The following is a 20,052-nucleotide window of genomic DNA, read 5'->3' on the forward strand; positions in this document are numbered from 1 at the left end:
TACCCAACTCGGGAACGGGTGCGGGAACGAGCGCAAATCTAAAACGGTCCTAGCGCTAGCTGGAAATGACTCCAGCGTTAAACCCAGACTTGACTAAAATCAAGCATTGAGCAGGTTTGCAACACCACCGAACCGGACCCGATCATGTTTTACGGGCCCCAGCCGTGCCAGGCTCGACAACCGGGAGTAGCGCAGGCTGATTTGATCTGGTAAGTTCGCCCGCTTGCAGCCGCAGGGCCGGCAGGTGTCGGTGATGGAGCAATCCTGCGTAGTGGATTACAAGAGTAGAGGCGGTCCATTCATGCCCACCCAAGCAAAGCAGAATCAAAATCAGTCGCTCAGCGGGTTTGAGCCGTATGTCGCGAAAGAGGGCGAAGAGTACATGGGCGCCCCCATGCGCGCGCACTTCACCAAGATCCTGAACAAGTGGAAACAGGACTTGATGCAGGAAGTCGACCGCACGGTTGACCATATGAAGGACGACGCTGCTAACTTCCCCGACCCGGCCGACCGTGCCAGCCAGGAAGAAGAATTCAGCCTTGAACTGCGCGCTCGCGACCGTGAACGCAAGCTGATCAAGAAAATCGACAAGACGCTGCAACTGATCGAAGACGAAGAATACGGCTGGTGCGAGTCCTGCGGCGTCGAGATTGGCGTCAAGCGACTGGAGGCACGTCCGACCGCCGACATGTGCGTCGACTGCAAGACCCTCGCGGAAATCAAGGAAAAACAGGTCGGCAAGTAATCGCCGGGGCTGTCATCGAAACGGAGCGTTCATACGCTCCGTTTTTTGTTTGCGAGGCTCCCACCAAGCTTTGGTACATCCCCTGTGGGAGCGAGCTTGCTCGCGATAGCGGGCTGTCAGACGCATCAACGCTGGCTGATCCTCCGCTATCGCGAGCAAGCTCGCTCCCACAAGGAATAGGTTTTGTTGTCGAGATTGCATTCCTCCTGCCCGGAACCAGTAAATTCGCTCTATGACTGACTACACCGGACGCTTCGCCCCCACCCCCAGCGGCCACTTGCATTTCGGCTCGCTGGTCGCCGCCCTGGCGTCGTACCTCGACGCCCGGGCCGTGGGCGGACGCTGGTTGTTGCGCATGGAAGACCTCGACCCGCCCCGGGAAGAGCCCGGCGCGCAGGCGGCAATTCTCAAGGCGCTGGAAAGCTACGGCTTTGAATGGGATGGTGAAATGGTGCGCCAGAGCGACCGCCACGCCGCCTACCAGCAGGTCATCGATCGCTTGTTCAACCAAGGCCTCGCCTACGCCTGCACCTGTTCGCGCAAGCAACTGGAACCCTATCAGGGCATTTATCCGGGACTGTGCCGCAACGCAGGTCACAACACCGAAGGCGCCGCCATCCGCCTGCGCGTCCCCGAACTTGAATACCATTTCGTCGATCGGGTCCAAGGCGAATTCCGCCAGCACCTGGGCCGCGAGGCCGGCGACTTTGTGATTCGTCGCCGCGACGGGCTGTATGCCTACCAATTGGCAGTGGTCCTGGACGACGCCTGGCAGGGTGTCACCGATATAGTCCGAGGCGCCGACCTGCTGGATTCCACGCCGCGCCAGCTATACCTGCAAGAACTGCTTGGGTTGCCACAACCGCGCTATCTGCACGTGCCACTGATTACCCAGCCGGACGGGCACAAACTCGGCAAATCCTATCGTTCACCACCCTTGACGGCCGATCAGGCAACGCCTCTGCTGTTGAGAGCGCTGCGCGCACTGGGCCAGCAACCGGCATCGGAGTTGGTCGATGCCAGCCCACGGGAGTTGCTGGCCTGGGGCATTCGCCACTGGGATGCGGGAAAGATCCCACGCACACTGTCCCTGCCCGAAGCGCAAATACAGTGACGGCCCTTGCAGCCTGCCGCCTATCCGTTACCATCGCCGCACGTTTTCGGGCACGTGCATAAAAAAGAGAGGCCGGGATGTACATCTATCGCTTGGTCCTGCTCCTGGTAGTGGGGATTTACCTGTTCTCCCCAGCCATCATGGATTGGTGGATCGATGCCACGGGTGCCTGGTATCGGCCCTATCTGCTCTGGCTGATCCTGATCGTCGTGACCTTCATCCTGCAGAGCCAAAAAGATGCCGATGAGCTTTAGCCTGACCCAGATGATCCTGATCAGCGCAGCCTATCTGGCGGTGCTGTTCGGCGTGGCTTGGATCAGTGAACGAGGCATGATCCCCCGGGCAATCATTCGCCACCCGCTGACCTACACCCTCTCGTTGGGCGTCTACGCCAGTGCGTGGGCGTTTTATGGCACGGTCGGCCTTGCGTACCAATACGGCTATGGCTTCCTGTCCAGTTACCTCGGGGTGTCCGGCGCCTTCCTGCTGGCGCCGGTGCTGCTTTATCCGATCCTGAAAATCACCCGCACCTATCAATTGTCTTCGTTGGCCGACCTGTTCGCCTTTCGATTCCGCAGCACCTGGGCCGGTGCGCTGACCACCATCTTCATGCTGGTCGGCGTGCTGCCATTGCTGGCGCTTCAAATGCAGGCGGTCGCCGACTCCATCAGCATTCTGACCCACGAACCGGTGCAGCACCGGGTGGCGCTGAGCTTCTGCGTCCTGATTATCCTGTTCACGATTTTCTTTGGCTCGCGGCACATCGCCACGCGGGAAAAACATGAAGGCCTGGTGTTCGCGATCGCCTTCGAATCGGTGATCAAGCTGGTCGCCATCGGCGGCGTCGGCCTCTATGCCTTGTATGGCGTATTCGATGGCCCGCAGCAGCTCGAGATCTGGCTGTTGCAGAACCAGACCGCCCTCGCCGCGCTGCATACGCCGCTCCAGGAAGGCCCGTGGCGCACGCTGCTGCTGGTGTTCTTCGCCTCGGCGATCGTCATGCCGCACATGTACCACATGACCTTCACCGAGAACCTCAACCCGCGCTCGCTGGTCAGCGCGAGCTGGGGCTTGCCGCTGTTCCTGCTGTTGATGAGCCTGGCCGTGCCGCTGATCCTGTGGGCCGGCTTGAAACTGGGCGCCAGCACCAACCCGGAATATTTCACCCTCGGCATCGGCATCGCCGCCAACAACGAAGCCTTGGCGCTGCTGGCGTATGTCGGCGGCCTGTCAGCGGCCAGTGGCCTGATCATCGTGACCACCCTGGCACTGTCGGGCATGGCTCTCAACCACTTGGTACTGCCGCTCTACCAGCCTCCAGCCGAGGGAAACATCTATCGTTGGCTGAAATGGACCCGTCGCGCATTGATCGTCGCGATCATCATGGCCGGCTACGGTTTCTATCTGATGCTGGGCGACGGACAGGACCTGGCCAACCTGGGCATCGTCGCGTTCGTTGCAACCCTGCAATTCCTGCCCGGCGTCCTGTCAGTGTTGTATTGGCCGACCGCCAACCGCCGCGGCTTTATCGCCGGCCTGCTGGCGGGGATCGTGGTCTGGCTGGTCGCCATGCTGCTGCCGCTGCTGGGCAACCTGCAGGGTTTCTATATTCCGCTGTTGAACATGATCTACGTGCTCGACGACACCAGCTGGCACATGGCAGCCATCGCCTCGCTGGCGGCAAACGTGCTGATGTTTACCCTGATCTCGCTGTTCACCAATGCCAGCAGCGAAGAAGCCAGTGCCGCCGAAGCCTGCGCTGTGGATAACGTGCGCCGGCCCCAGCGCCGTGAACTGCACGCTGCCTCGCCCCAGGAATTTGCCACTCAACTGGCCAAGCCTCTTGGCGCCAAGGCCGCGCAAAAGGAAGTCGAACAGGCCCTGCGCGACCTTTACCTGCCATTCGACGAACGCCGTCCATACGCCTTGCGTCGGTTGCGGGATCGGATCGAAGCCAACCTGTCCGGCCTGATGGGCCCCAGCGTGGCCCAGGACATGGTCGAAACGTTCCTGCCCTACAAGGCCGGCGGCGAGAACTATGTCACCGAAGACATCCACTTCATCGAGAGCCGCCTGGAGGATTACCACTCGCGCCTCACCGGCCTGGCCGCCGAGCTGGATGCCTTGCGCCGTTACCATCGCCAGACCCTGCAGGAACTGCCGATGGGCGTGTGCTCCCTGGCCAAGGACCAGGAGATCCTCATGTGGAACAAGGCCATGGAAGAACTGACCGGGATTGCCGCGCAGCGGGTGGTCGGTTCCCGCCTGAGCACGTTGGGCGAGCCGTGGAAAGGCTTGCTGCAAGGCTTCATCGACCTGCCGGACGAGCATCTGCACAAACAACACCTGGCCCTGGACGGACAGACCCGCTGGCTGAACCTGCACAAGGCAGCGATCGACGAGCCTTTGGCGCCGGGCAACAGCGGCCTGGTGCTGCTGGTGGAAGACCTGACCGACACGCAGATGCTCGAAGACAAGCTGGTCCACTCCGAGCGCCTGGCCAGCATCGGTCGCTTGGCCGCCGGGGTGGCCCATGAAATCGGCAATCCGATCACCGGCATCGCCTGCCTGGCGCAGAACCTGCGCGAAGAGCGCGAGGACGATGGCGAGCTGACGGAAATCAGCGGCCAGATTCTCGAACAGACCAAGCGCGTATCGCGCATCGTCCAGTCGTTGATGAGTTTCGCCCACGCCGGCGGTCATCAGCACAACGACGAGCCGGTGTGCCTGGCCGAAGTGGCCCAGGACGCCATCGGCCTGCTGGCGCTCAACCGGCGCAACTTCGAAGTCCAGTTCTTCAACCTGTGCGACCCCGAACACTGGGTCGACGGCGACCCCCAACGGCTCGCCCAGGTGCTGATCAATCTGCTCTCCAATGCGCGCGACGCCTCACCGGCCGGCAGCGCGGTACGGGTCAAGAGCGAAGCTTTCGAACATACCGTCGACCTGATCGTCGAAGACGAAGGCAGCGGTATTCCACAGAACATCATGGACCGATTGTTCGAACCCTTCTTCACCACCAAGGATCCTGGCGAAGGCACCGGTCTGGGCCTCGCACTGGTCTATTCCATCGTTGAAGAGCATTATGGACAAATCACCATCGACAGCCCGGCCGATGTTCAGAGCCAACGCGGCACCCGTATTCGGGTGACCTTGCCGCGTCATGTCGAAGCGACGTCCGCTGTGAACTGAGACCGTCGAGAGAATCGAATCAATGCCGCACATTTTGATCGTCGAAGACGAAACAATCATCCGCTCCGCCTTGCGCCGCCTGCTGGAACGCAACCAGTACCAGGTCAGCGAAGCCGGTTCCGTGCAGGAAGCACAAGAACGCTTCAGTATTCCAACCTTTGACCTGATCGTCAGCGACCTGCGCCTGCCCGGCGCCCCCGGCACCGAGCTGATCAAGCTGGGCCAGGGCACGCCCGTACTGATCATGACCAGCTACGCCAGCCTGCGCTCGGCGGTCGATTCCATGAAAATGGGCGCGGTCGACTACATCGCCAAGCCATTCGACCACGACGAGATGCTCCAGGCCGTGGCCCGGATCCTGCGTGATCGACAGACGGCGAGCAGCCAGCCAGCGGAAGCGACGAACGGTAAGGCCGCGGCGTCCGGTAAGGTGGGCGCAAGCAACAGCAACGGCGAAATCGGCATCATCGGCTCTTGCCCTCCGATGCAGGACCTCTACGGCAAGATCCGTAAAGTGGCGCCGACCGACTCCAATGTGCTGATCCAGGGCGAGTCCGGCACCGGCAAGGAACTGGTGGCCAGGGCGCTGCACAACCTGTCCCGCCGGGCGAAGGCCCCGATGATCTCGGTGAACTGCGCAGCCATCCCGGAAAGCCTGATCGAGTCCGAATTGTTCGGCCACGAAAAAGGCGCATTCACGGGTGCCAGCGCCGGGCGCGCCGGTCTTGTTGAAGCAGCGGACGGCGGCACGTTGTTTCTCGATGAAATTGGCGAACTTCCTCTGGAAGCCCAGGCGCGGTTGCTGCGCGTGCTCCAGGAAGGCGAAATCCGCCGGGTGGGCTCCGTGCAATCGCAGAAGGTCGATGTGCGCCTGATCGCGGCGACCCACCGGGACCTCAAGAGCCTGGCGAAGATCGGCCAGTTCCGTGAGGACTTGTATTACCGCCTGCACGTGATCGCGCTCAAGCTGCCGCCGCTGCGCGAGCGTGGCGCGGACGTCAATGAAATCGCCAATGCCTTCCTGGCCCGCCAGAGTGCGCGTGTCAACCGCACCGACCTCAAGTTTGCCCCGGACGCCGAGCAGGCCATTCGTCACTACGCCTGGCCGGGTAACGTACGCGAACTGGAGAATGCCGTGGAGCGCGCGGTGATCCTGTGCGAGAGCCCGGAAATTTCCGCCGACCTGCTGGGCATCGATATCGAGGTGGGCGACCTGGACGATGAAGAATTCATCGGGCTCGCACCGCAGCAAAACGGCGCGAACAACACCAGCCACGAGCCCACCGAGGACCTGTCGCTGGAAGACTACTTCCAGCACTTCGTCCTTGAGCACCAGGACCACATGACCGAGACGGAGCTGGCGCGCAAGCTGGGCGTGAGCCGCAAATGCCTGTGGGAACGCCGGCAGCGCCTGGGTATTCCACGGCGCAAGACCGGGGCCACCAGCGAAAGCTGAGGTGCCCAGGTAACATCATTGGATGTGAAAAAACTGTTACCTCAGCTTTTTCACGTAACAAAAGCCGGGGTTTACGGTAACGAAATCCCGGCTTTTTTTTGCCCCGAGCAAACCGGAATAAGCATAGAACCCCCGTCTTTCCTGGGCCTTGCAAAAGTTGGCACGCACCCTGCTATAGCTTTGGTACAAGAACAACAACAAGCAATGCACAAGACAATAAAAATAAGACGAATCGACTCACGCACAATAAAAACAAGACGGCGAGAGGCGCAGCTAACTGATTCTTTTGGAGAGGCGTTGTATTTGGGGCTTGCCCCACAACCAGGCCGAGAACAATAAAAACTGTCTCAAGACAGGTGCCTGAACTGGTTGGATCGATTGATCACTGCAACACAGCGACCAAAGCAATCCGTTTGCTCTTGGCTCCCGATTGGGAGGGTCACGAAGGGAAGACCTCGTGATATGGGCGCTCAACAAAAACAAGAAGCCCAAAACCAATAATAAAAAAAGAGCACGCAACTAATTCTGGGGGAGCTTCGGCTCCCCTTGTGGTTTCTGTCGTTCAGCCTTCCCGCATCCTACAAGCCTGTCGCTCAACGCTTGCAACACAAAACGCCTGCGTCCTACACCATCCCTCGACTAAATGCTAGAATCCCCGCCCATCATGCGGTCATTCTTGGTTTTTGGCCGAATATTCCTTCAAACAGTGCATCCCATGCTGAAGAAGCTGTTCCAGTCATTCCGTTCTCCCTTGCGTCGTACGCAACACATACGCAGCACGCCTGAAGTGCTCAATAGCGGCCAGCATTCGTTGCAAAAGGCCCAATTCAGCCGTTACGCGGTGAACATCGTCGAACGCCTGCAGAACGCCGGCTACCAGGCCTACCTGGTCGGCGGGTGCGTGCGTGACATGCTGTTGAACATCACCCCCAAGGATTTCGACGTCGCCACCAGCGCCACGCCAGAGCAGATACGGGCCGAGTTCCGTAACGCACGGATCATCGGGCGTCGCTTCAAGCTGGTGCATATCCACTTTGGCCGCGAAATCATTGAAGTGGCGACTTTTCGCGCCAACCATCCGCAGAATGACGAAGACGAAGACAGCAACCAGTCTTCTCGCAACGAAAGCGGACGCATCCTGCGCGATAACGTCTACGGCACGCTGGAAGAAGACGCGCAACGCCGCGACTTCACCATCAACGCCTTGTATTACGATCCGGTCAGCGAACGCATCCTCGATTACGCCAACGGCGTACACGACATCCGCAATCGGCTCATCCGCCTGATCGGCGATCCCAGGCAGCGGTACCAGGAAGACCCGGTGCGAATGCTGCGGGCCGTGCGTTTCGCCGCCAAACTGGATTTCGGTATCGAGAAACACAGCGCCGCGCCTATCCGCGACCTGGCCCCCATGCTCAGGGAAATTCCTTCGGCTCGCCTGTTCGAAGAAGTGCTCAAGCTGTTCCTTTCAGGCAACGCCGCAGACACCTTCGAGATGCTCGTCGACCTGCAATTGTTCGACCCGCTGTTCCCAGCCAGTGCCGAGGCGCTGGAATACAACCCGACCTACACCCACACACTGATCAGCGAAGCGCTGATCAACACCGACCTGCGCATCAAGCAGAACAAACCGGTGACTCCGGCGTTCCTGTTCGCCGCTTTGCTCTGGCCGGCCCTCCCCGCCCGCGTCTTGCGCTTGCAAGAGCGCGGCATGCCGCCGATCCCAGCGATGCAGGAAGCCGCCCACGAGCTGATTGCCGAACAGTGCCAGCGCATCGCCATTCCAAAACGTTTCACGATGCCGATTCGCGAAATCTGGGACATGCAGGAACGCCTTCCCCGCCGCAGCGGCAAACGTGCCGACCTGCTGCTGGACAACCCGCGTTTCCGCGCCGGCTACGACTTCCTGCTACTGCGCGAAAGCGCGGGCGAGCAGACCGACGGCCTGGGCGAATGGTGGACCGATTACCAGGACGCCAACGATAGCGAACGCCGCGACATGATCCGTGACCTCAGCGGCAAGGACGACGGCACCGGCGGCCCGCGCAAGCGCCGACGCAGCAGCGGTGCCAAGCGCAAGCGCGCGGGTGTACCGAGCGCCTCGGGCGAGTAAGCGATGGAACGCATCTACATCGGCATGGGCAGCAACCTGGCCGAACCCGCAGGACAACTGCGCAGCGCCGTCGAAGCGCTGGCGCGACTGCCCGAGACCCGATTGGCAGGCGTCTCGGCGTTTTATCAAAGCGACTCGCTGCTTCCTGGCCAGCCACGCTACACCAACGCCGTGGCGGCGCTGGAAAGCAGCCTCGCACCGCTGGATCTGCTCGATGCGCTACAAGCCATCGAAACCGATCAAGGGCGTGAACGCCTGGAGCGCTGGGGCCCGCGGACGTTGGACCTGGATATCCTGCTGTTCGGCGATCGCCTGATCGACGAACCCCGTCTCAAGGTTCCTCATTACCATATGCAGGCCCGGGCCTTCGTGCTCTATCCCTTGGCAGAGCTGGCGCCCGCCGACCTGCGCCTCGCTGACGGACGCCGTCTCAAGGACCTGCTTGCGGCGTGCCCATTCGTCGGCCTGGAACGCTTGCCTCTTATCTGACGAAGACCATCCCCTGTGGGAGCGAGCTTGCTCGCGATGCCGGTGGATCAGTTGCCCCACCTGTAACTGACACAGCGCTATCGCGAGCAAGCTCGCTCCCAAGGATCCGGGACCCGGCAGTCAGATTCGAAACACGCCCCTGCGCTGAAACGCATCAGTAACCCCGGTAACACCCGGCGGTAACACATCCAATTGACTTCCCCGGTACTCCTCACGACTATAGGCGTCCCGTCGCCGCCAACGCGGCGCTAATGGGTGCAATCCAGGCCTTACAAGCACCGCGCATAGAAGGTGCGCCTGTATTGGAGCGCCTAATGAGGACTTTTTCATGCCAGCTATTACCCTGACCACGCTGCAAGGTCTCAAGCAGAAAGGTGAGAAGATCACCATGCTGACCTGCTATGACGCCACCTTCGCCAATGCCTGCAACGAGGCCGGAGTTGAAGTGTTGCTGGTGGGCGACTCCCTCGGCATGGTGCTGCAAGGTCATGACAGCACCTTGCCGGTGACAACCGCCGACATGGCCTACCATGTGGCCGCCGTCAAACGCGGTAACACCGATGCGCTGATCCTCGCCGACCTGCCCTTCATGGCCTATGCCACCCTCGAGCAAACCATGACCAACAGCGCCCTGCTGATGCAGGCCGGCGCGCACATGGTCAAGATCGAAGGCGCGTTGTGGCTGGCCGATTCGATCCGCTTGCTGGCCGAGCGTGGTATCCCGGTATGCGCACACCTGGGCCTCACCCCCCAGGCGGTGAATATCCTGGGGGGTTACAAGGTCCAGGGTCGCAGTGAAAACCAGGCGCGGCAGATGCGTGCCGATGCAATCGCGCTGGAACAGGCCGGGGCCGCCATGCTGTTGCTCGAATGCGTGCCCAGCGAACTGGCCCAGGAAATCACCCAGGCAGTGAGCATCCCGGTGATCGGCATTGGCGCCGGCAACGCCACCGACGGCCAGGTGCTGGTGCTCCACGACATGCTCGGGCTGTCGATCACCGGTCGCGTGCCGAAATTCGTGAAAAACTTCATGGCTGGACAACCCTCTATCCAGGCAGCCCTGCAGGCCTATGTCGCCGAAGTGAAGGCTGCGTCCTTTCCCGGCGCTGAGCACGGATTCTCCGCATGAACACCGTCAAGACCGTACGCGAACTCCGCGCCGCAGTGGCCCGCGCCCGCGGCGAGGGCAAGCGCATCGCTTTCGTGCCGACCATGGGCAACCTGCACAGCGGCCACATGGCCCTGGTGACCAAAGCCTCGCAACGAGCCGATTTCGTCGTGGCAAGTATTTTCGTCAACCCGCTGCAATTTGGCGCTGGCGAGGATTTGGACAAATATCCCCGCACCCTCGCCGCTGACCAGGAAAAACTGCTTCAGGCCGGTTGTCATTTGCTGTTCGCACCCGGTGTCGAGGAAATGTATCCCGATGGCATGGCCGGGCAGACCCGGGTCAGCGTCCCGCAGTTGTCCGAAGGATTGTGCGGAGCCAGCCGTCCGGGGCATTTCGAGGGTGTGGCGACCGTGGTGAGCAAACTGTTCAATATGGTCCAGCCGGACCTGGCAGTGTTCGGCCAGAAAGATTTCCAGCAACTGGCGGTGATCCGCGCATTGGTCCATGACCTGAACATGCCGATCCAGATTATCGGTGAGCCAACCGTCCGCGCCGAGGACGGCCTGGCGCTGTCGTCGCGCAACGGCTTCCTCAGCCCCGAGCAGCGCGCCGTCGCGCCCGTGGTCTATCGCGTCCTGAGCCAGATCGCTCAAGCCATCCAGCAGGGGCAACGGGATTATCCGGCGTTGATCGATGAGCAGCTCAAGCAACTCGAAGCCGCGGGCCTGCGCCCCGACTACCTGGAAATCCGTCACGCCAAGACCTTGCGTCCGGCCGTGAGCGAGGACCGCGATCTGGTGATCCTGGCCGCTGCTTTCCTGGGCACCACACGGTTGATCGACAACCTGCACCTGTATCTCGACGCGCCCGCCTGAACACCTCAGTCCGAATGTGGGAGCGAGCCTGCTCGCGATAACGGTAGATCAGTTGATATCGACTTTGACTGGCACACCGCTATCTCGAGCAGGCTCGCTCCCACAGGGGGATGTGGTATTCAACAGACTGCATTTGCAAATTCCAGCCGTATTGCCGCTCCCAAAGCCTTCGGGCAAACTGCCCGCCGTTTGGACCCGACCAGAGGAAACACTCATGCACGCCATCATGCTCAAGGCCAAGTTGCACCGCGCCGAAGTCACTCACGCCGTGCTCGATTACGAAGGCTCCTGCGCCATTGACGGTGAATGGCTGGACCTGTCGGGCATCCGTGAATACGAACAGATCCAGATCTACAACGTCGATAACGGCGAGCGCTTCACCACCTACGCGATTCGTGGCGAAGAAGGCTCGCGGATGATTTCAGTCAACGGCGCCGCCGCGCACAAGGCCAAGGTGGGCGATCGCGTCATCATCTGCGCCTACGCCCACTACAGCGAAGCCGAGCTGCTCAACTTCAAGCCTCGCATGCTCTACATGGCACCGGGCAACGAACTGAGCCATACCAGCAACGCCATTCCGGTTCAGGTCGCCTGACCGAAACCCTCTGCATCACCATACTTGTGTGGGAGCGAGCTCGCTCCCACAGTGGTTCATCAGGATCCACCGCGTTCCGTCTGTCGGCCCCTTCCATCCCCCGCTGTATAAAAAAGTACCGGGAAACTGTCAGACAAAGTCAAGACAGATCGCAACGCGAGGTTTACTGTAGTCGCCCTGCGCCTGGTGATCGTGTCGGTGCAGTTATCCGGAAGCCCGCTTCGAGCCGCGCCGGAATTTTTCGTGTACAAAAGGTCGTTCAAGTAAAAAGGAAACCCGCAGCGATGGCGTATTACCGAACTCCTCAAGACGTGACCGCTCTGCCCGCCTGGCAAGCGCTGAATGACCACCGCAAAGCCATGCAGGATTTCAGCATGCGCGAAGCGTTCAATGCCGATCCGCAGCGTTTCAACCAATTCACCTTGTCGAGCTGCGGCCTGTTTCTCGACTATTCGAAGAACCTGATCAACGCCCAGACCCGCGACCTGCTGGTGGGCCTGGCGAACGAAGTCGACCTCCAGGGCGCGATCAAGGCGCTGTTCGAAGGAGAAATCGTCAACGCCTCGGAAAACCGCCCCGCCCTGCACACCGCCTTGCGTCGCCCGGTCGGCGACAAGTTACTGGTCAATGGCGTCAACGTGATGCCAGACGTGCACAAAGTGCTGAACCAGATCACCGACCTGGTGGGCCGCATTCACGACGGCCTGTGGCGCGGTTACACCGAGAAGCCGATCACCGACGTGGTGAACATCGGTATCGGTGGCTCCTTCCTCGGCCCACAGCTGGTATCCGAAGCGTTGTTGTCCTATACGCATAAGGGCGTTCGCTGCCATTACCTGGCGAACATCGACGGCAGCGAGTTCCACGAGCTGACGATGAAACTGCGCGCCGAGACCACGTTGTTCATTGTCTCGTCGAAATCCTTCAACACCCTCGAAACCCTGAAAAACGCCCAAGCTGCACGTGCTTGGTACCTGGCCCAAGGCGGTTCGGAAGCGGAGCTGTATCGCCACTTCATCGCGGTGTCGAGCAACAACGCCGCCGCCGTGGCCTTCGGCATCCGCGAAGAAAACATCTTCCCGATGTGGGATTGGGTCGGCGGGCGTTACTCGCTGTGGTCAGCCATCGGCCTGCCGATCGCCCTGGCCATCGGCATGTCGAACTTCAAGGAATTGCTGTCCGGCGCCTATTCCATGGATCAGCATTTCCAGAGTGCGCCGTTCGAACAGAACATGCCGGTGCTGTTGGCATTGCTGGGCGTGTGGTACGGCAACTTCTGGGGTGCGCAGAGCCACGCGATCCTGCCGTACGACCACTACCTGCGCAACATCACCAAGCATTTGCAACAGCTGGACATGGAGTCCAATGGCAAGAGCGTCCGCCAGGACGGCACGCCGGTGTCCACCGACACTGGCCCGGTGATCTGGGGCGGCGTCGGCGCCAACGGCCAGCACGCTTACCATCAGTTGCTGCACCAGGGCACCCAATTCATCCCGGCCGACTTCATCGTGCCGATCGTCAGCTTCAACCCGGTTTCCGACCATCACCAGTGGCTGTACGCCAACTGCTTGTCCCAGAGCCAGGCGCTGATGCTCGGCAAGACCCGCGCCGAAGCCGAGGCCGAGCTACGTGAGAAAGGCGTCAGCGAAGCAGACGTACAGAAACTGGCCGCCCACAAGGTGATCCCGGGCAACCGTCCGAGCAACACCCTGGTGGTGGAACGCATCAGCCCGCGCCGTCTCGGTGCGCTGGTCGCGCTGTATGAACACAAGGTCTTCGTACAAAGCGTGGTCTGGGGCATCAACGCCTTCGACCAGTGGGGCGTGGAATTGGGCAAGGAACTGGGCAAAGGCGTCTACAACCGTCTGGTGGGCAGCGAGGAAAGCGCGGCCGAAGACGCCTCGACCCAAGGCCTGATCAATTATTTCCGCGGGCGTCATCGCGGCTGATCCCAGGTTTTGCATTGCCTTTGTGGGAGCGAGCCTGCTCGCGATAGCGGTCGATCAGTTAACACCTAAGTTGACTGACACACCGCATTCGCGAGCAGGCTCGCTTCCACAGTTGCTTATGGGTGACTTGAACCCTACGGCCACTGGGCGCATCTTTATATCTTGTCGCAAAACAAGAATAAGGAACCGTCATGTTCGATATCAGCCAGTACCCCCAAGCCGATGCCGTCCGCCGGGCTGCGCAACTGAGTCAAGACGAGTACAAGCGGCTCTACAAGGAATCCATCGAACACCCCAGCGCCTTCTGGGCCGAGCAGGCCACGCGCTTTCTCGACTGGATGACGCCGTGGCAGACCGTCCAGCGCTACGACCTCAGGAGTGGCGAAGCCAGTTGGTTCACCGGCGCCAAGCTGAACGTCAGCGCCAACTGCATTGACCGTCACCTGGAAGCCCGAGGCGATCAGACAGCGATCATCTGGGAAGGCGACAACCCTGCCGAATCGGCACAAATTACCTACAGCAAACTTCATCACCACGTTTGCCGACTGGCCAATGTGTTGAAAAGCCGTGGGGTGAAGAAAGGCGACCGGGTATGTATCTACATGCCGATGATCCCGGAGGCGGCGTACGCCATGCTCGCCTGCACCCGCATCGGTGCGGTGCATTCGGTGGTGTTCGGTGGATTCTCGCCGGATTCACTGCGCGACCGGATCCTCGACGCCGACTGCCGCACCGTCATCACCGCCGACGAAGGCGTACGCGGTGGGCGCTTCATACCCCTCAAGCGTAATGTCGACAAGGCGCTGCAAAGCTGCCCGAACGTCAGCACCGTGCTGGTGGTCGAGCGCACCCAGGGCGAGGTGGATTGGGTCGAAGGCCGTGATCTCTGGTATCACCAGGCCACCCATGAAGTGAGCGACGATTGCCCGCCCGAGCCGATGGACGCTGAAGACCCTCTGTTCATCCTCTATACGTCCGGCAGCACCGGCAAGCCCAAGGGCGTGCTGCACACCACCGGCGGCTATCTGCTGCAAGCCGCGATGACTTTCAAGTACGTGCTGGACTACCGCGACAACGAAGTGTTCTGGTGCACCGCCGACGTCGGCTGGGTCACCGGCCACAGCTATATTGTCTACGGCCCGCTGGCCAACGGCGCCACCACGCTGATCTTCGAAGGCGTGCCGAGCTACCCGAGCAGTTCGCGGTTCTGGCAGGTAATCGACAAACACCAGGTCAATATCTTCTACACCGCGCCGACCGCCCTGCGCGCCCTGATGCGCGAAGGCGCCGCCCCCTTGCAGGAAACGTCTCGCAAGAGCCTGCGATTGCTCGGCAGCGTCGGTGAGCCAATCAACCCCGAGGCGTGGGAATGGTACTTCAACGTCGTCGGCGAGCAGCGCTGCCCGATTGTCGATACCTGGTGGCAGACCGAAACCGGCGGCATCATGCTCAGCCCCTTGGTGAGCGCGCCAAGGCTCAAGCCGGGCTGCGCCACTCGGCCGATGTTCGGCGTGCAGCCGGTGCTGCTGGATGAGACCGGTAAGGAGATCAGCGGGCCGGGCAGTGGCGTGCTGGCGATCAAATCCAGCTGGCCGGCACAGATTCGTAGCGTCTACGGTGACCATCAACGCATGGTCGATACGTACTTCAAACCCTACCCCGGCTATTACTTCACCGGCGACGGCGCCCGCCGCGACGAAGACGGCGACTATTGGATCACCGGACGTATCGACGACGTCATCAACGTCTCGGGCCACCGCATCGGCACCGCCGAAGTGGAAAGCGCGCTGGTGTTGCACGACAACATCGCCGAGGCGGCCGTCGTTGGTTATCCCCACGACCTCAAGGGCCAGGGCATCTATGCGTTTGTCACGCCAATGGACGGCGTCGAGGCCAACGACGCGTTGAAGCAAGAGCTGCTGGCCCATGTCAGCAAGGAAATCGGCAGTTTCGCCAAGCCGGAGCTGATCCAGTGGGCGCCGGCGCTGCCGAAGACCCGGTCAGGCAAGATCATGCGCAGGATCCTGCGCAAGATCGCCTGCAACGAGCTCGACAGCCTGGGTGACACCTCGACCCTGGCCGACCCGAGCGTGGTGGAGGGTTTGATCGACAAACGCCTGAACCGCTGAGACAACATAAACCCCGTGGCGAGGGAGCTTGCTCCCGCTCGGCTGCGCAGCAGACGCAATCGCTATCGCCCCTTTGAAAAAGGGGGCGCTTCGCACCCCAGCGGGAGCAAGCTCCCTCGCCACAAAAAGCGCTGCCTGACGCAAATCTGCAGACAATACCCGAGTATCCATAACTGCTAAACTCCCGCGCCTCATTTCTCTAAGGCGCGCCCGGCATGTCTTCCTTGAATCTGGCGCTGCGCGCCGCCCTCGACCAGCGCCAGGCCCTGCTCGACCAACTGCACCAGCAAGGCACCGATTGCTATCGCCTGTTCCACGGCAGCCAGGAAGGCGCGCCGGGCCTCACCGTCGACCGCTATGGCCCGCAACTGCTGGTGCAGAGTTTCCATCAGTCGCTGGAACTGGAACCCTTGCTGCAGCTGCACGGCATCGTCAATGAACACCTGAACCTCGACACCCTGCTGGTCTATAACGACCGCTCCCGGGGCAATTCGCGTATCGACCGTCAGGACAGCGTCTACCAGGCCGATGAGGCCGCCCTGCAAGACCTCGTCGGGCATGAGTGGGGTTTGAACTACCGCGTCCGCGGCCGCCATGCCGGGCAGGATCCGTTGTTGTTTCTCGACTTGCGCAACGCGCGCGGCTGGGTCAAGGCGCATAGCCGGAACAAAAGCGTGCTGAACCTGTTTGCCTATACCTGTGGTGTAGGGCTCAGCGCGGCGGCCGGCGGGGCGCGGGAGGTCTGCAACCTGGACTTTGCCGAAGGCAATCTGGCGGTGGGCCGCGAGAATGGCCTGCTCAATCCCGAGCTGCCGACGATGGAATTCGTGCAATCGGATTATTTTCCAGCGATCCGCCAACTGGCCGGCCTGCCCGTCAGCCAACGGCGCGGACAGAAACTTCCGAGTTACGTGCGCCTGGAACAGCGCCAGTACGATCTGGTGCTCCTCGACCCACCCGCGTGGGCCAAGAGCGCATTCGGCACCGTCGATTTATTGCGCGACTACCAGAGCCTGCTCAAGCCGGCGCTGCTCGCTACCGCCGACGATGGCGTGCTGATCTGCTGCAACAACCTGGCGAAAGTGCCCATGGAGGGCTGGCGTGAACAAGTCCTGCGTTGTGCGCAAAAGGCTGGTCGCCCGGTCCGCGAGTGGAGCGTGCTGGCGCCCGGCGACGATTTCCCGTCGCGGGACCTACAGCCACCGCTCAAAACGCTGATTCTTCAATTCTGAGCACGCCTCAGCGATCCCACCAAAAAAACGGACAAATCTCATAAAACACAGTGGCTTCGGAACCGTAAACGCATGCCATACTCCAAGGCACTCCGATTCATACCAGACGAAGCCACACATGCCCAAAGGATTGATTCGCGCTTTCGGCGCCCTGTTGACCGCACTGGCCCTCTACAGCCTGATGGGTTTCCTGATCTTGCCGGGCATCGCCCTGCGCATCGTCAATCAGCAACTGGCCGCCCACGCCACGGTGCCGGCCCAGATCCAGCGTATCGAACTCAACCCCTTCAGCCTTGAATTGACCTTGTGGGGCCTGATCGTCGGCGAGCCGGGCAAGGAGCAGGTCGGCTTCGAACGCCTCTACGCCAACCTGCAAGTCGACAGCCTGTGGACGGGCGCCCTGCACCTGGCGGACATCGAACTGGACAAGCCCAAGACCGAAGTGTTGTTCGCCAAGGACGGCCAATTGAACCTGCTGGGCCTGTTCAAACTGCCACCCAGCGAGCCGACCCCGGCCGATCCGGATGCCAAGCCGTTTCCCCTGCGGGTGGATCGGGTCAGGCTTGCCAGCGGCTACGTGCATTTCCAGGACCTGCGCCCCAGCGAGCCCATCGAGTTTTTGTACGACGCCCTCGATTTCGAGCTGAAAAACCTCAGCACCCTGCCCGACGACAGCGCAGACATGACATTGGTGGCCGCGGGCCCCGAGGGTGGGCAGATCGACTGGACGGGCAATTTCAGCCTCGCGCCAATTGCCTCCGAGGGCACGCTGAAAATTACCGATGGACAGATGAAAGCCTGGTGGCCCTACGTGCGTGACGCGGTGCCCCTGGTGTTGGAAAACGGCGTGCTGAACCTCAGCACCGACTACAAGCTCAACCTCGCCCAGGGGACGCAATTGCTGCTCAGCAACGCAGCGGTCAGCGTCGCGCCGTTCGCCATGAAGGCGCCTGACGGCCGTCCATTGGCACGGCTGGAGCGCCTGGACGTAAGCGAAACCTCCGTGGACCTGGCGAAGCAGCAGGTCATCGTCGGCAAGATCCGCAGTCAGAAGCTGGAAACCTGGGCCGCTCGGGAAGCGGACGGACAATTGGACTGGCAGAAGCTCTTCGCCAGCCAGCCAGCCAAACCGCAGGTCAAGGCCGAACCCGCCTCGGCCCCGGCAGCCGCCGACTCGCCCAAGCCTGAGCCGACAGCACCCAGCAAACCGTGGCAAGTGCTGCTCAAAGACGTGCAGTTGCGCGATTACCAGGTGCACCTGGCCGACCGTCAGGCACAGCCGCCCGTAGCCTTGGAGGTTGGCCCACTGAACCTCGACCTGCAAAACTACGACACCCTCAACGGCTCGCCCTTCAACCTGAAGCTGGATACCGGGCTGGGCAAGCAGGGCAAGGTACTTGCCGATGGCGTGGTCAACCTCAACCCGGTCACCGCGAAGCTCAACGTCAAGACCCAGGACATCGACCTGCGAGTCGCCCAGGCCTACATCAACCCGTTCATTCGCCTGGAGCTACGCTCCGGGATGCTCGGCAGCGACCTGGTGGTGGATCTCAAGAGCACCGAGCCGTTGGCATTGGCCGTCACCGGCCGCGCCCAGGTCGACCAGTTGCACACCCTCGATACGCTCAAGACCCGCGACTTCCTCAAATGGCAACGCCTTGAACTCCAGGGCCTCAACTACCAGCATGGCGACAGCCTGTCGATCGCCAAGGTCAATCTGCTCCAACCCTACGCGCGGTTCATGATCAATGACGATCGCACCACCAACGTCGACGACCTGTTGATCCCGCAACCCGCCGACGGCACGGCCAAGAACAGCGGGGCCAAACCGGCATCGAAGGAAAAGCCGCTGGGCATTCACGTCGGAGCCATTGCGATCAATGACGGTTCGGCCAATTTTGCCGACTTCAGCCTGACGCCGAACTTCGCCACGGCCATCCAGCAGCTCAACGGAGAGATCGGCACCATCGACAGCCGCCAGGCCAAGCCCGCCACCGTGGACGTAAAAGGCAAGGTCGACCGCTACGCACCGGTGACCATAAAGGGCGCGGTCAACCCCTTCGACCCGATGGCCAGTCTCGATATCGCCACCAGTTTCAAGCGGGTCGAATTGACGACCCTGACGCCCTACTCCGGCAAGTTCGCCGGCTATCGCATCCGCAAGGGCCGGCTCAACCTCGACCTGCATTACCGGATCACCAAGGGCCAGCTCCAGGCCGACAACAAAGTCGTGGTCGAGCAATTGCAATTGGGCGAAAAGGTCGACAGCCCGGACGCCGTGAGCCTGCCGCTGAAGCTGGCCGTCGCCCTGCTCAAGGACTCCGAGGGCAGGATCTCCATTGAACTGCCGGTCTCCGGCAACCTCAACGACCCGCAGTTCAGCGTGATGCCAATCGTCTGGCAAACCCTGCGCAACCTGGTGGTCCGCGCTGCCCAGGCACCGTTCAAGCTCATCGGCGGGCTGGTGGCCGGCGGCGGTTCGGAAGACTTGGGCAGCGTGGCGTTCGCCCCCGGGTCAAGCGACCTGAGCCAGGACAACGAAAGCGTGTTGTTGAAGTTGTCCGAGGCCTTGGGCAAACGTCCGGAACTGCGCCTGGAGATCGAGGGCACCGCCGCCCAGAGCAGCGACGGCCCGCTGCTCGCTGCCCAGCGCCTGGAACGCGAATATCAGTACAACTACTACAAGATACTGCAGCGCCGAGGCGATAAAGTCCCGGCCAAGGCTTCCCTGTTGCAAGTACCGGAAGACGAAAAAGCCCCGCTGCTGGAAGGTATCTACCGCACCCGCCTGAAGACCCAGCCACCGGCTGAATGGACGCAACTGGACAAACAGGCCCGCATCGACAAGCTCCGTGAAGGCGTCATCAAGTTCTGGAGCGGTAGTGATGTACTGTTGCGCGAACTGGGCCAGGAGCGGGCCAGCAGCATCAAGGATTTCCTCGTGGACAAGGGCAAGCTGGCCGATGACCGCGTGTACTTCATTGACGCCAGCCTGGGCCAGGCCGAAAAGGACGGCACCGTCATTACGCCAATGCATCTGGATGCGGAATGA

Annotated in this window: 15 protein-coding genes; all 15 read left to right on the forward strand. The window is 61.3% G+C overall.

Annotated elements, in window-relative coordinates:
• Nucleotides 1–301 precede the first annotated feature (301 nt).
• Nucleotides 302–745, forward strand: coding sequence for an RNA polymerase-binding protein DksA (dksA, locus tag ACLK1G_RS23790; RefSeq protein ID WP_420767603.1), 444 nt, complete (start codon nucleotides 302–304; stop codon nucleotides 743–745).
• A 232-nt stretch (nucleotides 746–977) separates the two neighbouring features.
• Nucleotides 978–1,859 (forward strand): tRNA glutamyl-Q(34) synthetase GluQRS, encoded by an 882-nt coding sequence (gluQRS, locus tag ACLK1G_RS23795; protein WP_420767604.1) that lies wholly within the window; start codon nucleotides 978–980, stop codon nucleotides 1,857–1,859.
• A 77-nt stretch (nucleotides 1,860–1,936) separates the two neighbouring features.
• The gene (locus tag ACLK1G_RS23800) at nucleotides 1,937–2,113 is read left to right on the forward strand and encodes a hypothetical protein (protein WP_003176118.1); all 177 of its coding nucleotides are present in this window, start codon (nucleotides 1,937–1,939) and stop codon (nucleotides 2,111–2,113) included.
• Nucleotides 2,097–5,051, forward strand: coding sequence for a sensor histidine kinase (locus tag ACLK1G_RS23805; protein ID WP_420767605.1), 2,955 nt, complete (start codon nucleotides 2,097–2,099; stop codon nucleotides 5,049–5,051). The genes ACLK1G_RS23800 and ACLK1G_RS23805 overlap by 17 nt, the downstream gene beginning before the upstream one ends.
• A 22-nt stretch (nucleotides 5,052–5,073) precedes the next feature.
• Entirely contained in the window at nucleotides 5,074–6,507 is a 1,434-nt protein-coding gene (locus ACLK1G_RS23810; RefSeq protein ID WP_420767606.1) for a sigma-54-dependent transcriptional regulator, read from the forward strand.
• An 18-nt stretch (nucleotides 6,508–6,525) separates the two neighbouring features.
• Nucleotides 6,526–6,846, forward strand: coding sequence for a hypothetical protein (locus ACLK1G_RS23815; protein ID WP_420767607.1), 321 nt, complete (start codon nucleotides 6,526–6,528; stop codon nucleotides 6,844–6,846).
• Nucleotides 6,847–7,222: 376 nt separating this feature from the next.
• Nucleotides 7,223–8,620 (forward strand): polynucleotide adenylyltransferase PcnB, encoded by a 1,398-nt coding sequence (locus tag ACLK1G_RS23820; protein WP_420767608.1) that lies wholly within the window; start codon nucleotides 7,223–7,225, stop codon nucleotides 8,618–8,620.
• A gap of 3 nt (nucleotides 8,621–8,623) precedes the next feature.
• Entirely contained in the window at nucleotides 8,624–9,109 is a 486-nt protein-coding gene (gene folK, locus ACLK1G_RS23825) for a 2-amino-4-hydroxy-6-hydroxymethyldihydropteridine diphosphokinase (RefSeq protein WP_420767609.1), read from the forward strand.
• Nucleotides 9,110–9,437: 328 nt separating this feature from the next.
• Complete coding sequence (panB, locus tag ACLK1G_RS23830; RefSeq protein ID WP_420767610.1) at nucleotides 9,438–10,238, forward strand: 3-methyl-2-oxobutanoate hydroxymethyltransferase; 801 nt, start codon at nucleotides 9,438–9,440, stop codon at nucleotides 10,236–10,238.
• Nucleotides 10,235–11,095: a pantoate--beta-alanine ligase gene (panC, locus tag ACLK1G_RS23835; protein ID WP_420767611.1), complete on the forward strand. Its 861-nt coding sequence runs from the start codon at nucleotides 10,235–10,237 to the stop codon at nucleotides 11,093–11,095. The genes panB and panC overlap by 4 nt, the downstream gene beginning before the upstream one ends.
• A 214-nt stretch (nucleotides 11,096–11,309) precedes the next feature.
• On the forward strand, nucleotides 11,310–11,690 hold the full coding sequence (panD, locus tag ACLK1G_RS23840) for an aspartate 1-decarboxylase (RefSeq protein WP_003228271.1): 381 nt from the start codon (nucleotides 11,310–11,312) through the stop codon (nucleotides 11,688–11,690).
• A 284-nt stretch (nucleotides 11,691–11,974) separates the two neighbouring features.
• Complete coding sequence (gene pgi, locus ACLK1G_RS23845; protein WP_420767612.1) at nucleotides 11,975–13,639, forward strand: glucose-6-phosphate isomerase; 1,665 nt, start codon at nucleotides 11,975–11,977, stop codon at nucleotides 13,637–13,639.
• 191 nt (nucleotides 13,640–13,830) lie between these two features.
• Nucleotides 13,831–15,768: an acetate--CoA ligase gene (gene acs, locus ACLK1G_RS23850; RefSeq protein ID WP_420767613.1), complete on the forward strand. Its 1,938-nt coding sequence runs from the start codon at nucleotides 13,831–13,833 to the stop codon at nucleotides 15,766–15,768.
• A gap of 215 nt (nucleotides 15,769–15,983) precedes the next feature.
• Nucleotides 15,984–17,000 carry a class I SAM-dependent rRNA methyltransferase gene (locus ACLK1G_RS23855; RefSeq protein ID WP_420767614.1) on the forward strand — a complete coding sequence of 339 codons (1,017 nt, stop codon included), beginning with the start codon at nucleotides 15,984–15,986 and terminating at the stop codon, nucleotides 16,998–17,000.
• Between the two features lie 118 nt (nucleotides 17,001–17,118).
• Nucleotides 17,119–20,052, forward strand: coding sequence for a DUF748 domain-containing protein (locus ACLK1G_RS23860; protein WP_420767615.1), 2,934 nt, complete (start codon nucleotides 17,119–17,121; stop codon nucleotides 20,050–20,052).

It is taken from the genome of Pseudomonas algeriensis (assembly GCF_048847255.1).
Lineage (GTDB): Bacteria > Pseudomonadota > Gammaproteobacteria > Pseudomonadales > Pseudomonadaceae > Aquipseudomonas.